The organism is Thioclava sp. L04-15 (genome assembly GCF_002020275.1).
Taxonomy (GTDB): domain Bacteria; phylum Pseudomonadota; class Alphaproteobacteria; order Rhodobacterales; family Rhodobacteraceae; genus Thioclava; species Thioclava marina.
In genome coordinates this window covers 108,511-122,479 of sequence record NZ_MPZW01000008.1, presented here as the reverse complement: position 1 = coordinate 122,479, position 13,969 = coordinate 108,511, and the positions used below count along the sequence as shown (strand labels likewise).

The 13,969-nt window shown below is 65.0% G+C and carries 14 protein-coding genes and 1 other RNA gene; 7 read left to right on the top strand and 8 right to left on the bottom strand.

The features are described from left to right. Positions 1-345: 345 nt before the first annotated feature. Complete coding sequence (locus BMI90_RS15800; RefSeq protein ID WP_078530461.1) at positions 346-1,596, top strand: aromatic ring-hydroxylating dioxygenase subunit alpha; 1,251 nt, start codon at positions 346-348, stop codon at positions 1,594-1,596. A 4-nt stretch (positions 1,597-1,600) separates the two neighbouring features. Next, positions 1,601-2,686 (top strand): hybrid-cluster NAD(P)-dependent oxidoreductase, encoded by a 1,086-nt coding sequence (locus BMI90_RS15795; RefSeq protein WP_093470078.1) that lies wholly within the window; start codon positions 1,601-1,603, stop codon positions 2,684-2,686. Between the two features lie 73 nt (positions 2,687-2,759). Here the strand turns inward: BMI90_RS15795 and hpbA are convergent, their stop codons facing one another. After that, a complete protein-coding gene (hpbA, locus tag BMI90_RS15790) occupies positions 2,760-4,796 on the bottom strand; it encodes an N-methyl-L-proline N-demethylase HpbA (RefSeq protein ID WP_078530460.1) in 2,037 nt (678 codons plus the stop codon). Positions 4,797-4,910: 114 nt separating this feature from the next. Between hpbA and BMI90_RS15785 the strand changes: the two genes are divergently transcribed. Beyond that, entirely contained in the window at positions 4,911-5,555 is a 645-nt protein-coding gene (locus tag BMI90_RS15785) for a TetR/AcrR family transcriptional regulator (RefSeq protein ID WP_078530459.1), read from the top strand. A gap of 81 nt (positions 5,556-5,636) precedes the next feature. Here BMI90_RS15785 and BMI90_RS15780 read toward each other — a convergent pair whose 3' ends face one another. Then, a complete protein-coding gene (locus tag BMI90_RS15780) occupies positions 5,637-7,283 on the bottom strand; it encodes an electron transfer flavoprotein-ubiquinone oxidoreductase (RefSeq protein ID WP_078530458.1) in 1,647 nt (548 codons plus the stop codon). A 214-nt stretch (positions 7,284-7,497) separates the two neighbouring features. On the opposite strand from BMI90_RS15780, the gene greA reads away from it, so the two are divergent. Both greA and BMI90_RS15770 read left to right on the top strand, forming a co-directional pair. Next, positions 7,498-7,968, top strand: a complete 471-nt coding sequence (greA, locus tag BMI90_RS15775; protein WP_078530457.1) for a transcription elongation factor GreA — start codon at positions 7,498-7,500, stop codon at positions 7,966-7,968. A 39-nt stretch (positions 7,969-8,007) separates the two neighbouring features. Beyond that, positions 8,008-9,057 (top strand): hypothetical protein, encoded by a 1,050-nt coding sequence (locus tag BMI90_RS15770; protein ID WP_078530456.1) that lies wholly within the window; start codon positions 8,008-8,010, stop codon positions 9,055-9,057. A gap of 137 nt (positions 9,058-9,194) precedes the next feature. Here BMI90_RS15770 and BMI90_RS15765 read toward each other — a convergent pair whose 3' ends face one another. Together BMI90_RS15765 and mobA are read right to left on the bottom strand one after the other, a co-directional pair. Beyond that, the gene (locus BMI90_RS15765) at positions 9,195-9,779 is read right to left on the bottom strand and encodes a GNAT family N-acetyltransferase (RefSeq protein WP_246831567.1); all 585 of its coding nucleotides are present in this window, start codon (positions 9,777-9,779) and stop codon (positions 9,195-9,197) included. Beyond that, a complete protein-coding gene (gene mobA, locus BMI90_RS15760) occupies positions 9,776-10,357 on the bottom strand; it encodes a molybdenum cofactor guanylyltransferase MobA (RefSeq protein ID WP_281491819.1) in 582 nt (193 codons plus the stop codon). Before mobA ends, BMI90_RS15765 begins: the two co-directional genes overlap by 4 nt. Before the next feature lie 91 nt (positions 10,358-10,448). Between mobA and BMI90_RS15755 the strand changes: the two genes are divergently transcribed. Together BMI90_RS15755 and BMI90_RS15750 are read left to right on the top strand one after the other, a co-directional pair. Continuing rightward, positions 10,449-11,171, top strand: coding sequence for an AzlC family ABC transporter permease (locus BMI90_RS15755; protein ID WP_078530454.1), 723 nt, complete (start codon positions 10,449-10,451; stop codon positions 11,169-11,171). Further along, positions 11,168-11,500 carry an AzlD domain-containing protein gene (locus tag BMI90_RS15750; protein WP_078530453.1) on the top strand — a complete coding sequence of 111 codons (333 nt, stop codon included), beginning with the start codon at positions 11,168-11,170 and terminating at the stop codon, positions 11,498-11,500. Before BMI90_RS15755 ends, BMI90_RS15750 begins: the two co-directional genes overlap by 4 nt. A gap of 380 nt (positions 11,501-11,880) precedes the next feature. On the opposite strand, the gene rpmG is transcribed toward BMI90_RS15750, so the two are convergent. The 4 genes from rpmG to rnpB all read right to left on the bottom strand — a co-directional run bounded on the left by rpmG (position 11,881) and on the right by rnpB (position 13,969). Further along, entirely contained in the window at positions 11,881-12,048 is a 168-nt protein-coding gene (gene rpmG, locus BMI90_RS15745) for a 50S ribosomal protein L33 (RefSeq protein ID WP_011750518.1), read from the bottom strand. A gap of 152 nt (positions 12,049-12,200) precedes the next feature. Then, positions 12,201-12,911 carry a tellurite resistance TerB family protein gene (locus BMI90_RS15740; RefSeq protein WP_078530452.1) on the bottom strand — a complete coding sequence of 237 codons (711 nt, stop codon included), beginning with the start codon at positions 12,909-12,911 and terminating at the stop codon, positions 12,201-12,203. 80 nt (positions 12,912-12,991) lie between these two features. Then, positions 12,992-13,375: a DUF302 domain-containing protein gene (locus BMI90_RS15735; protein ID WP_078530451.1), complete on the bottom strand. Its 384-nt coding sequence runs from the start codon at positions 13,373-13,375 to the stop codon at positions 12,992-12,994. 181 nt (positions 13,376-13,556) lie between these two features. Next, positions 13,557-13,969, bottom strand: an RNA gene (rnpB, locus tag BMI90_RS15730) — RNase P RNA component class A.

Below are 13,969 nucleotides of genomic sequence, written 5' to 3'. Positions count from 1 at the left end.
GACCTGCATCAATCGCTGCGCGCAATGCCGCCCTGTCTCGCGATCAACCCGATGAGGACCGCGCGCGCGGGCGGCAATCACGCGGCCGATCCATCCTTCGAGTTGGCGAAAATATCCCGGGGATGAATTGGCGTAAGCCAAGAGGGGACAGCGCCCCCTTTTGTTCCGCCCGACCCGCCCCTTGCGCCCGCCTCAAGTCGCGAGAGGCGCACCGGATGTCGTTTCGGACGCCGACAAATTTGCGCGCGCGCGGCTTCTTGGGATCATGGCGCAGGGTTCCCTTCACCCCGCCCGCTTGTCGCAACCTGCCCCGGCCCTCCCCGCCGGTTCCCACGGAGACCTCCCATGCTGCGCGACCCGGATGTCCTTTCGTTGCTGATGCGCCGGAAACCGGCCCATTCCCTGCCCCAGGCGCTCTATTGCGACCCGGGCGTGTTTCAGTCGGATCTCGAAAACCTCTGGTATCGCGAATGGCTCTTCGCGATGCCCGCCTGCGAGATCCCGAAGACCGGCGATTACGTCGTCTACGAGCTCGGCGCCTATTCGGTGGTGATCGTGCGCGGCTCGGACGGCGTGATCCGCGCGTTCCACAATTCGTGCCGCCATCGTGGCTCGGTGCTGTGCAAGACCCGCAAGGGGACCAACCCGAAGCTCGTCTGCCCCTATCACCAATGGACCTACGAGCTCGACGGCAAGTTGCTTTGGGCACGCGATATGGGCCCCGATTTCGACGCCTCGAAACATGGGCTCAAACCCGTGCATTGCCGGGTGCTGGCCGGGCTCGTCTATATCTGCGTGGCCAAGGACGCCCCGGATTTCGATACGTTCGCAGCCATCGCAGAGCCCTATCTCGCGCCCCACGATCTGGCCAATGCCAAGGTCGCCTATCAATCGACGATCATCGAGGAAGGCAACTGGAAGCTGGTCTGGGAGAACAACCGCGAGTGCTATCACTGTGCGGGCAACCACCCCTCGCTGTGCCGCACCTACCCGGAGGACCCCACGATCAGCGGCGTCAGTGCGGATGGCAACTTCCCCCCGATGATCGAGAAACATTTCCAGCGCCTCGAGGCGGCCGGCGCTCCCTCGCGCTTCCGGCTCGATCCGGCGGGCCAGTATCGTCTGGCGCGGATGCCTCTCCTTGAAGGGGCCGAGAGCTACACGATGGACGGCAAGCCTGCGGTCACGAAACGCCTTGGCCGGATTGCCGAGCGCGAGGCGGGGACGCTGGTGAAGTTCCATTATCCCTCGACCTGGAACCATTTCCTTGCCGACCACTCGATCACCTTCCGCGTCACCCCGATCGGCCCGATGCAGACCGAGGTGCAGACCACCTGGCTGGTGAACAAGGATGCCGTCGAAGGGGTGGATTATGACCTTGATCGTCTGACCGAGGTCTGGCTCCACACCAATGACGAGGATCGCGAAGTCGTCGAGAACAACCAGCGCGGCATTCTCTCGCCCGCCTACGAACCCGGCCCCTATTCGCAAAGCCACGAAGACGGGCTGATCCAGTTCTCGAACTGGTATGCGGACTCGATGATCCGCGCGATGACCGGGCGGGACATGGGTCGCTCGACCCTCGCAGCGGAGTGAGCCAATGACCGGACATGTCGAAATGAGCGCCGCGGACGACGCGGGGATCTGGACCGATTCCGAACCGCTCGAATGCTGCGCGGTGGTGCCCGAGGCGCCCAATACCGTCACCTTCAGCTTCGTCGCCCCCTCGGGAGCGATGTTTCGCTACCTGCCGGGTCAGTTCCTCACGCTGGAGCTGCCGGTTCCGGGCGGCCCGCTCTGGCGGACCTACACGATCTCGTCCTCGCCCTCGCGCCCGCTCGGCATATCGATCACGGTGAAGGCGCAGGAAGGCAGCCTCGGCACGCGCTGGATGCTCGACAACCTGAATCCGGGCGTGAAGATCAAGGCGATGGGACCGGCGGGGGTGTTCACCTTGCCGCCGAAGGAGCGCAAGAAATACCTCTTCATCTCGGCCGGGTCGGGGATCACCCCCACCTTGTCGATGACCACCTATCTCTACGATCGCGGCACCGATATCGACGTGTGTTTCGTGACCTGCGCGCGCCGTCCCTCCGAAATCATCGCGCGTCAGAGGCTGGAGAACATGGCGGCCCGCGTGCCGGGGCTGAAACTGCATTTTCTCGTCTCCGAGGACGATCCCTATCATGTCTGGACCGGCTATCGCGGGCGGCTCAACCAGATCATGATCGGGTTGATGGCGAGCGATTACCTCGAGCGCGAGATCTATTGCTGCGGCCCCGAAAGCTTCATGACATCGGTGCGCGAGATGCTGATCGGGCTTGGCTATGACATGGATCGCTACCATCAGGAGAGTTTCGCGGCGCCTGCCGAGACCGCCGACGAAGTGCCGGAAACGGATGATCTGGTACCCGACATGACCGCGAGCGCACAGCTGCATTTCAAGCGCTCCGGCGTGACGGCGCAATGCTCCGAAGCGGACACGGTTCTGGGCGTCGCGCGTCGGGCCGGCATCGTCATCCCCTCTGGCTGCACCTTCGGTGTCTGTGGCACCTGCAAGACGCGCAAGCTCAAGGGCAACGTGCACATGGTCCATAATGGCGGGATTTCCGAGGACGATGTGGCTGCGGGCTACATTCTTGCCTGCTGCTCCAAGCCGATCGGGGAGGTGGAGGTCGAGGTCTGATACCTGGGCCCGACATCGACCCGGATCGGCTACGAAGCGACCCGGGCAGCACCGCCCTCCCCTCGGACTGCGCTCAGAGCCCCCTCACCAGCCGCAATGCGTCATAGATCGCCGCATGGGTGTTGCGCGCGGCCACCGCATCGCCGATCCGGAACAGGCGGAACGCGCCCTCGGGATTAGGCTTCAGCGCCTGCACGCCGCCGGTCGAGAGCGCGTCGTAATCCACCTCGCCGAGGTTCGACGACAGTGGCTTGAGGTCGAAATACAGCTCATCGAGCGGCCGCGTGCCGTGATTGACCACGACCTGATCGACCAGCCGCTCGCGGATGAAATCTCCGTAGTCGCTGCCAAGTCGTGCGCGCAGCCGGTTGCCCTCGCGCGCCACCGAGATGAGCCGCCAAGTGACGGTGAAGGTCGTGTCGCGCCCTTGCAGGTTGCGCATATAGGGCACCACGTTCATCGCCATCACCTCAGGCGCAAAGGCTCGGTCGGGCGTCACGATCTCGACCTTCGCCCCGGTCGCCGAGATTTTGTCGGCGGCCATCAGCCCCGGATTGTCGCCCGCATCGTCAAAGATCAGCACGTCCTGCCCCGGCTTCACGTCGCCCGAGAGGATATCCCAGGCCGAAACCACCAGATCATTGCCCTCAACCAGCACCTCCGTATGCGGCAGCCCCCCGGTCGCGACGATCACCTCATCGGGCGCGGTCGCGATCACGTCCGCCGCTTCTGCAAATTCGTTGAAGCGGAAGCTGACGCCGAGCTTCACGCATTGGTCGTAACGCCACTGGGTGATCGAGATCATCTCGCGGCGACGCTCGTCCAGCGCGGTCAGCCGGATTTGCCCGCCGGGCTGATCGGCGGCCTCGATGACGGTGACCGCATGTCCGCGCTCGGCGGCGACGCGGGCGGCCTCGAGCCCGCCCGGCCCCGCGCCGATCACGGTGACGCGTTTGCGCTCAGTCGCGGGTGCGATGTCATGCCCGACCTCCAGTTCCCGCCCCGTCGCGGGGTTGTGCAAGCACAGCGCCATGCCGCCCTGATAGATCCGGTCGAGGCAGTAATTCGCCCCCACGCAGGGCCGGATATCGTCTTCACGCCCCGCGATCACCTTGGCCACTAGATGCGGGTCGGCCATATGCGCGCGGGTCATTCCGACCATGTCGAGCTTTCCGCTCGCGATCGCATGGCGCGCGGTGGCGACATCGGGGATCTTCGCCGCGTGGAAGGTCGGGAATTGCGTCGCCGCCCGGATCTCGCCCGCGAAATCGAGATGCGGTGCGTTGCGCATGCCCTGGATCGGGATCGTGTCGGTCAGGCCCGGATCGGTGTCGATATGGCCCTTCACGACGTTGAGGAAATCGACCATGCCGCTATCGCGCAAGCGCCGCGAAATCTCCAGCCCATCGGCCTTGGTCAGCCCGCCCTCGAGGTCTTCATCGCCGGTATAGCGGACGCCCACGATGAACTCCGACCCCACCCGTTTGCGCACCGCGTCGAGCACGTCGAAGGTGAAGCGCAGCCGGTTGTCGAGCGAGCCGCCATAGGGTGCGTCGAGATCATTGGTCAGCGGTGACCAGAACTGATCCATCAGGTGCCCGTAGGCCTGCAACTCGATCCCGTCGAGGCCCGCCGCTTGCATCCGCTCGGCCGCATCGGCGTAATCCTCGATGATCCGCGCGATGTCCCAATCCTCTGCCTTCTTCGGAAAGGCCCGGTGCGCGGCCTCGCGTTCGTGCCCCGGCGAGACGACGGGCAGCCAGTCCGCCTTGTCCCAGCGGGTGCGGCGGCCCAGATGCGTGAGCTGGATCATCACCGCGCAGCCGTGATCATGGCACTCGTCGGTCAGATCCTTCATCCAGCCGACGACCTCGTCTTTCCACGCGAGGATGTTGTTGAACACCGGCGGGCTGTCGCGCGCCACGCTTGCCGATCCGGCCGTCATCGTCAGCGCCACCCCCGCCTTTGCGCGCTCCGCATGATAGGCGCGGTAGCGCGCTTTCGGCATCCCGTCTTCCGGGTAGGCGGGTTCATGCGAGGTGATCATGAAGCGGTTGCGAAGCGTCAGGTGCTTGAGCTGATAGGGCTGAAGGAGCGGATCGCTGGACATGGGGGAATCTCCTGATTGCGCGGCCAGTCTGACAAAATGTTCATATGTGTCAAGTTTAGGTTCATATGTGAACATTTTCTTGAGAGCGCCGTGCGGAAAGGCTAACTTGGGACCATGGACACCACCTCCGAGACCGAAAAAGACACCGGCTGGCGCGGCTCGCGCGAGGGCTGGCTGGAGGCTGCGAAAGCCGCGCTGATCGAAGGCGGGGTCGATGCGGTGAAGATCCAGCCTCTGGCCAAGGGGCTCGGACTGTCGCGCACCTCCTTCTACTGGTTCTTCAAGGACCGCGAGGCGCTGCTTGACGCGCTCGCGGCCGCCTGGGACGAGGCGACCACCGCGCCGCTTCTGGCGGCCACCCGCGCCTATGCCGAAACCGAAGCCGAGGCGATGCTCAACGTTCTGGCCTGCTTCCTTTCAGGCGGGTTCGATGCGGGGCTGGAATATGCGGCGCGCGCCTGGGGGCTGAGCGATCCGGCGATGGCCGCGCGGCTGGCGCAGGCGGATGCGGCGCGGCTGGAGGCCTTGCGCGCGATGCTGATCACCCACGGCCACGACGCGGAGGACGCCGATGTGCGCGCCCGCACGATCTACCTCGTGCAGATCGGCTATATCTCGATGCGCACCGAGGAAACGCTGGAAACCCGGCTGTCGCGCATTTCCCATTACGTCGAGATCTACACGGGCCGCAGCCCGAGCGCCGGCGAGCTCGCGCGGTTCGAGGCCGGATTGCGCCAAGCGACGCGGGCCGCGCGCTAACCCTGCAAAGCAAAAGGGCACGATCCGAGATCGCGCCCTCCCTTGTCTTTGCAGCACCCGACCGACAGTCGGGTGCGCCCCTCACATGTTCGGGTAGTTCGGCCCGTCGCCGCCCTGCGGGGTCGTCCAGTTGATGTTCTGGCTCGGATCCTTGATGTCGCAGGTCTTGCAGTGGACGCAGTTCTGGAAGTTGATCCGGAATTCCGGCCCCTCGGCACTCTCCAGAACCTCGTAGACACCAGCCGGGCAGTAACGCTGCGCGGGTTCGGCGAATTTCGGCAGGTTCACCGAGATCGGAACCGACGGGTCCTTCAGCTTCAGGTGGCAGGGTTGGCTCTCTTCATGGTTGGTGAAGGAGAAGCTGACATTGGTCAGGCGGTCGAAGCTCAGCTTGCCATCGGGCTTGGGATACTCGATTTCCTTGAAATTCTTCGCCTCGCCGGTAGCTTTCGCATCAGACTTGCCATGCTTGAGCGTGCCGAACAGCGAGAAGCCGAAAAGGTCGTTCGTCCACATGTCGAACCCGCCGAAGACGAGGGACGGGATCATCCCCCACTTCGACCACATCGGCTTCACGTTGCGCACCTTCTTGAGGTCTTTCGCGATCGGGCCCGAGCGCAGATCGGCCTCGTATTCGACCAGCTCGTCGCCCGAACGACCGCCCTTGATCGCCGCCGCTGCCGCTTCCGCCGCCGCGATCCCCGAGAGCATCGCATTATGATTGCCCTTGATGCGCGGCACGTTCACGAGCCCCGCCGAGCAGCCCAGAAGAACCGCGCCCGGCACGGTCAGTTTCGGGATCGACTGCCAGCCGCCTTCCGAGATCGCGCGCGCGCCATAAGCCACGCGCTTGCCGCCCTCCAGAAGCTCCGCGACCATCGGGTGATGCTTGAAGCGCTGGAACTCCATGTAGGGGTAAAGATAGGGGTTCTCGTAGTTCAGGTGGACGACGAAGCCCACGTAAACCTGGTTGTTCTCGAGATGGTAGATGAACGACCCGCCGCCCGCATTGCCGTTCAACGGCCAGCCCATCGTGTGGGTCACGGTGCCCTCGCGGTGCTTGGCCGGGTCGATCTCCCAGATCTCCTTCATGCCGAGGCCGAATTTCTGCGGGCAGTGACCGTCCGAGAGGTTGTGCTTCTCCATCACCACCTTGGCGAGCGAGCCACGCACGCCTTCCGCGATCATCACGTATTTGCCGCGCAGTTCCATCCCCGGTTCGTAGCCCGGGCCTTCCGAGCCATCGGCTTCCTTGCCGAACTCGCCCGCGACGACACCGGCGACGCGATCGCCATCCCAAACGATTTCCGAGGCGGCCATGCCCGGGAAGATCTCGACGCCGAGGCCCTCGGCCTGCTCGGCCATCCAGCGGCAGACATTGCCCATCGAAACGATGTATTTGCCGTGGTTCGACATCAGGGGCGGCATCGGCCAGTTCGGGATGCGCATCGCACCGGCCTCGCCCAGCATGTAGAAGTTGTCCTTCTTCACCGGCACGGTGATCGGCGCGCCCTTGTCTTTCCAGTCGGGGATGAGCTGGTCGAGACCGCTCGTATCGAGCACCGCGCCCGACAGGATATGCGCGCCCACTTCCGAGCCCTTCTCGAGCACCACGACCTCCAGCTCCGGGTCGATCTGCTTGAGACGGATCGCCGCCGAGAGGCCTGCCGGCCCCGCGCCCACGATCACCACATCATATTCCATCGACTCGCGCGTCACTTCGGTCATGTCCCAAACCCCTTGGCTTGCCGTTCCAGCTTCGCCGACTGACTAGCCTACCTTGCGTAATGAGGCAATTGTTACGCTGCGATGCCGCGCAACAATATTACGCCTGCATCCCGGGCGTTTCCCGGCGAAAATCGCGCTGTCCACTTGACTTCGGGTGGGCAGACCAGATTTAGATGCCCTGAATTAGGGACAGTTCCGAATTCGGGAGCCTTCCATGGAAAAAGTGCCGATGACGCGCGCGGGGTATGACGCGCTCAGTCAAGAATTGAAAAAACTCAAGTCCGAGGAACGTCCGGCGATCATCGCGGCGATCGCGGAAGCGCGTGAATTGGGCGACCTGTCCGAGAATGCCGAATACCATTCGGCACGCGAGAAGCAGGGCTTCATCGAGGGCCGGATCAAGGAGATCGAGAGTCTTCTGGGCCGCTCGGAAGTGATCGACCCGACGAAAATGTCGGGTGCGGTGAAATTCGGCGCGACCGTGACCATCGTCGACGAGGATACCGACGAGGAAAAGACCTACCAGATCGTGGGCGAGCCCGAGGCCGACCTCGAAAAAGGCAAGCTGAACATGAAATCGCCGCTTGCGCGGGCACTGATCGGCAAGGATGAGGGCGACTCGGTCGAAGTGCGCACGCCGGGGGGTGACAAGGCCTACGAGATCCTCAAGATCGAATTCGTCTGAGACCCGTCTCGGCACGACGCCACGGCACGGAAGGGGGCTATGGGAAGACCCGCGGATCGGCTCAAGGAGAAAATCTCCGTTCTCGGCGCGCAGAAACCCTCTGCGCCCGCCCCCGCCGAACCCCTGGTCCGCGGCCCCGGTCGTATCGAATGGATCGCACTCGGCGTGACCCTGCTCTGGCTCGCCATGGTGGCGGGGTTCTGGTTCTTCGCCCCCGGCGTGGCCTCGACAGCCTCTTTGTTCAACACCGTAAGCCTGCTCGTAGGCATGGCCCTGCCGATCGCGATGATCTGGATCGCCGCCGTCACCGCCCGTGCCAGCCGCGAGATGCGCGCCGAGGCCGCAGCGCTCAAACAATCGGTCGAGGCGATGCGCATGGCCTGGTTGAACCAGCAGGCGCTGCGCAACGATCAGAATGTCGAGAAGAAACTCGAGGAGATTGCCGCCGTCACCCGCCAGGCCGAGACGACGATCGCGACCTTCGCCTCGCGCCGCGACACGCAGGCAAGCCAACCCTCCGCCGATCGCAAGGCGGCGCTGGTCGCACCTCCGCCCGCGCGTGCCGATGACAGCGAGCCGATGCTGGCCCTCGGCACCCCGGCCGAGGAATTGCGCTCTCCGATCTCGGTCGCCGATTTCGTCCGCGCCCTGAACTTTCCCGATTCGCCCGATGATGCCGACGGCTTCCGCGCGCTGCGTCGCGCGCTCGAGGATCGCGCCACGGCAAAACTGCTGCGCTCGGCCCAAGACGTGCTCAACCTGCTCGCGCAGGACGGCATCTACATGGACGACCTCAAGCCCGATCGCGCCCGACCCGAGCTCTGGCGGCGCTTCGCCCAAGGCGAGCGCGGCCGCGAGATCGCCTCGCTCGGCGGCATCCGCGACCGCTCCTCGCTCGCGCTCACGGCGGGCCGGATGCGCGGCGACACGATCTTTCGCGACGCGGCCCACCATTTCCTGCGCCAGTTCGACCGCACCTTCGCCGAGTTCGAGAAGAACGCAAGCGATCAGGAAATCGCGGAGCTTGCCGAAACCCGTACCGCCCGCGCCTTCATGCTGCTGGGCCGCGTAACCGGCAGTTTCGACTAGGGGCGCTGCCCCCGGCTCCTTGCGGAGCCTCCCCCGAGATATTTCGATCAAGAAGAAGGGCGACGAGATCGCGCATGGCTTCTTCTTGAAAGAAATATCTCGGGGGAGCGCGTCAGCGCGGGGGCAGAGCCCCTTTTCTAGAGCCTGCGGCGCATCACCTGCACCGAGCGGAAATCGAAGACGATCCGGGTCAGGGCGGAGCTGCGCCGTCCCGTCACCTCGAAGCCGAGCCTCTGGTAGAGCGCGCGGGCGCGCAGGTTCTCGTCGATCACGTCGAGGCAAAGCGCGTCATAGCCGCGCTCGCGCGCCTCGGCGACGAGGCGCTCGATCAGCGCCGCGCCCACGCCTGTCCCGCGGCGATCCGGCCGCACTGCGATTCCGTCGACCATCATCACCTTCGGGGCGAGGTCATGGGCCAGAAGATGCAGGCAGGCCGCGCGCCAGAGCGCGCCGGCCCGGCCATAGATCGCGACGAGATCGTCCCAGCAGCCCCCCACGAAAGAGCCGCGCGGCGTGCGAAACCCCACCACCCCGATCAGCTCGCCGCTCTCGTCGATCGCACTGATCACATGGCTTACCTCGATCACGCGCGCGATGAAGCGCAGCGCCTTTGGTTCGGGCCCCATCACGCGGCCAAGCTTGCTGCCGAAGGCTTGCCAGTAAAGGCGGGCGGCCTCGGCGCGATGCTCGCCGGCAAGGCCGTGGCGCAGGGCGATGCTCACGGCATGCCTCTTGCGAGGATGAGCTCGGCCGCGCTCAGATCCTCGGGGGTATTGAGGTTTGTGAAGGGATCGGGGGTGGCATCGAAGTCGATCTCGCGCGCGCCCTCGCAGGCCATGCGCAGGCGGCGTTCGCCCTGGGCGAAGAGGCTCTCGATCCGGGGACGCAGGCGCACCGGCCAGAGCGCCACGCTGGGATGGGCACGGCCTTGAGAGCAGGCAATGGCATGGCCCGCGCCCGAAAGCCGTGACACCAGATCGCCCGGCAGGAAGGGCGTATCGACCGGCACGCTCAGCACGGCCCTCGCGCCCTGCGCCTCGGCCCAGTAGAGTGCGCTCAGGACACCTGCGAGCGGCCCCTCGCCGCGCCGTGCGGGCGCGTCGGGCAGGACGGGGAACGGAGCAAAGCGCAGCGGGTCTCCATTGGCGGAGATCGCGAGTTGAGCCACCTGCGGCCGGATCCGCGCCGCGACATGGGCGAAGAGCGGCCGACCGGCAAGCGACACCATCGCTTTGTCGACCCCGCCCATCCGGCGCCCCTGCCCTCCGGCGAGGATCACTGCGACCACCTGACGATCCACCCTTGCGATTGCCTCCGTTACAATCTCGCGCTTTGCCTTTCCGCGCCGCCCCGCCTATCTGTCCCGCAACTGGGATCGGGAGACAAGTATCATGTCCGACAGCACCGCAATCAGGGACGCTTATTGGCGCGGAGTTCGCCACGGGCTGCCCTTCCTGCTCGTGATCGTGCCATTCGGGCTGTTGTTCGGCGTGGCCGCGACCAATGCGGGGCTCGATCTTGCGCAGGTGATGGGCTTTTCGATCATGGTGATCGCGGGGGCCGCGCAATTCACCGCGCTTCAGCTGATGGGCGATCATGCCCCGGTGGTGCTGGTGCTGGCGGCCTCTCTCGCGGTCAACCTGCGCATGGCGATGTATTCGGCGGCGCTGACCCCGCATCTGGGCAAGGCGAAGACCTGGCAGAAGGCACTGGTGGCCTATTTCATGGTCGATCAGGCCTATGCGCTGGCGGCCAATGAATACGAGAGCCATCGCGAGATGAGCCGCGCCGAGAAGCTGGCCTATTACGCGGGCGTGTGCACCCCGGTCTGTCCGAACTGGTATGTCGCAACGCTTGTCGGCGCGCTGGTAGGCGCACAGATCCCGCCGGAATTCGCGCTCGATTTCGCCGTGCCGATCACCTTCCTCGCGATGATCGGCCCCGCGCTGCGCACGCTGGCCCATGTCGCGGCGGCGCTGGTCTCGGTGGTGGGGGCACTCGCACTGAGCTTCCTCCCCTCGGGCGTGGGCCTCATGATCGCGGCGCTTGCGGCGATGGTGACGGGCGCACAAGTGGAGCTTTGGGTGGCGCGAAGAAAGGCGGTGCAAGGATGAACGGTTATTCGGACGCGCTCGTCTGGGGGATCATCGCAGCGCTTGGCGTGGGCACCTTCTACCTGCGATTCTCGTTCCTCGGGTTCCTGGGCGACCGCCAACTGCCCGAATGGGCGCTGCGCTACCTGCGCTACACGCCCGTAGCCGTGCTGCCGGGGCTGGTGGCCCCGCTCGTGCTCTGGCCGTCGGGCACCGGCGGCGAGCCTGACCCGGCACGCCTGATCGCGGCCTTCGCGGCCCTCGGCGTGGGCATCATGACGCGCAACACGCTCTGGGCGATCCTGGGCGGGCTCGGCGCGCTCTACCTGTCGCTCTGGCTGGTGGGGTAAGCCGCGCTCTGCGCTGAAAGCGTGGAGCGGCGATTCCTGTGGCGCCACCGAAACGGCGAACGCGGATTGCGCAAGCATCTCGCCGCGCGGTTCAACTGAAAGAAAACCTTAGAGACTTGGCGTCCACCGGGGGCAGCGCCCGATCGCCGAGTGGGCGCATCGCATTCTGGGGCGTCCAGTTGCTCCAGCCACATCCGCACAGCCTCGACCCACGCGCTGGCGTAGCCGCAGCGCCAGACCGAGGGGGCGGTCGGGCGCCACCCGGGCCGCTTCACGGCTGTTCCCGGCATGCCTCCCATGCCAAGGAGGCGGATCCCAGCAACACAAAAGAAAAGGCCGCGCCCGAAGGCACGGCCCTTATCCCGTAAAGTCAGGCGATCTTACTTGATCTTGCCTTCCTTGTATTCGACGTGCTTGCGAACGACCGGATCGTATTTGTTCACGGTCATTTTTTCGGTCATGGTGCGGGCATTCTTCTTGGTCACGTAGAAGTGCCCGGTGCCCGCCGTCGAGTTCAGACGGATCTTGATCGTCGTCGGCTTCGCCATTGTCTATCTCCTAGCTCCGGGCACCGTTGCGCGCACCCGCGGAATCCTTGAAGCCCGCCTTTTAGCGATGCGCCATGCGGAGTCAACCGCGAAACCGGACAGGGCGTTGAAATTTATTTCCCGCCCTGCCGGAATGGCCCGAACCGCCGCGCTCAGACGAGCGGCTTGCCCATCGCCTCGTGGATTTGCGCGACCTTGGCGGTCTCGAGCCCCAGCGCGGCGGCGAGGTTCGCGAGATATTGCTTCTCGGCCTCGGTATCGACGGTGATCGGCATGAGCGCCGCCGAATAGACCTGCGCCTTCATGTGATCGGCGGTGGCGGCGGCCAGCGCGGTAACATCGACATCGGCCTCAAGCTCGGATTTGACGAAGGCGATCTCCTCGTCGGAGGCATCGTTGAGATGATCGAGAATGGTCTGGCGCTCACTTTCGTCGATTTCGCCATCGGCCTTGGCCGCCTGGATCATCGCGCGGATCATCAGCTTGGCCTGATCCTCCATCATCGTGTTGACCGGAGTACCCGCGGTCACCGCGCTCAGCATGTCCGAGATCCCGCTCGCACCGGTCTTTGCAGCCCCCGTCATCGCCCCGATCAGGGCGCCGAGGCCCGCCTGGGTCGCGTCGGTCGCCGAAGCCGCCTGGTTGCCGAACTGGGTGAACATGCCGCGGACGGTCTCCTTGCCGCCGGGCATGCCCATCTTCTCGGCCCAATCGCCCATCTGGTCGGCCACGCCGCCGGGTTCGCCCGCCTTACCGAGCGCGTCCTTCATCCCGTCGAGGCCGCCCATCTTGTTGAATTTCTCCACGCCCTTCGCGGCGGCAAAGCCGACCGCAAGAGTGGCCAAGGTCTTCACGAAGCTCATTGCATTCCCCCGTGTTAAGTTACGTCCGGGTCAGCTTTGCGCGACTCGTCCGCTTTGACCAGAGAAATTTGGGGGGAATATCAAAGCCCCTCGATCACCTCGGCAAGCATCTGGCGCACATGGCTCGCAACGTCGGTGAGATCTTCGTTCTCGATCGCCAGCATCGAGGCGACCGGATCGACCGCCGAAACCTCGACGCCCGCATCGGTCTCGCGCAAGATCACGTTGCACGGCAGCATCACGCCGATCTTCGGCACATGGCTGATCGCCTCGAATGCGAGCTTGGGATTGCAGGCCCCGAGAATCTTGTAGCGCGGCATATCCTTGTCGAGCTTGGCCTTCATCGTCGCCGAGACATTGACCTCGGTGAGCACGCCGAAGCCCTTGGCGGCCAGCGCTTCGCGAACCTTCGCCTCCACCGCGTCGAAATCGCCGTTCATCGTTTTGTCGATCGTGTAGCCCATAGCCAAAACTCCTCTCCTGTCTTCACACCTCGTGCACCGAAGAGTGGGTGCGCCATCGCAAAAGGCAAGTCACGATGACGCAGGCGGATTGTGCGCGGCGCGTCGAAGCTATGGCCCAGCCGAGGTTCCTGCCGTCGCGGCGCGCGCCCGGCTAAGCCGGGTTCATGTCACCAAGCGAAATTTGCGCGGATGGCCTGTAAGCCGGATTCTGTCCCGGGGCTTGCGCCCCATGGATGACCATTCCTCTCGCCCTGCGATTGCTCACAGGGTCCAGCCGCCAACCCGGACCGCTCGGGGCGAAGCTCCCCTGCCGTCCCCCGTTGCCGGGCGCGGCGCGCGATCCCTATTCGGCGTTGCTCCCGGTGGGGCTTGCCGTGCCGGTCCTGTTGCCAGTCCCGCGGTGGGCTCTTACCCCACCGTTTCACCCTTACCCTGCCGGAGCAGGGCGGTTTCATTTCTGTGGCGCTTTCCGTCGGGTTCCCCCGCCCGGGCGTTACCCGGCACCGTCGCTTCATGGAGTCCGGACTTTCCTCGGGCCCCCGACTACCCGCTGGACGCGGGGTTACGGGCGCTCGCGGTCATCCGGCCATCCGC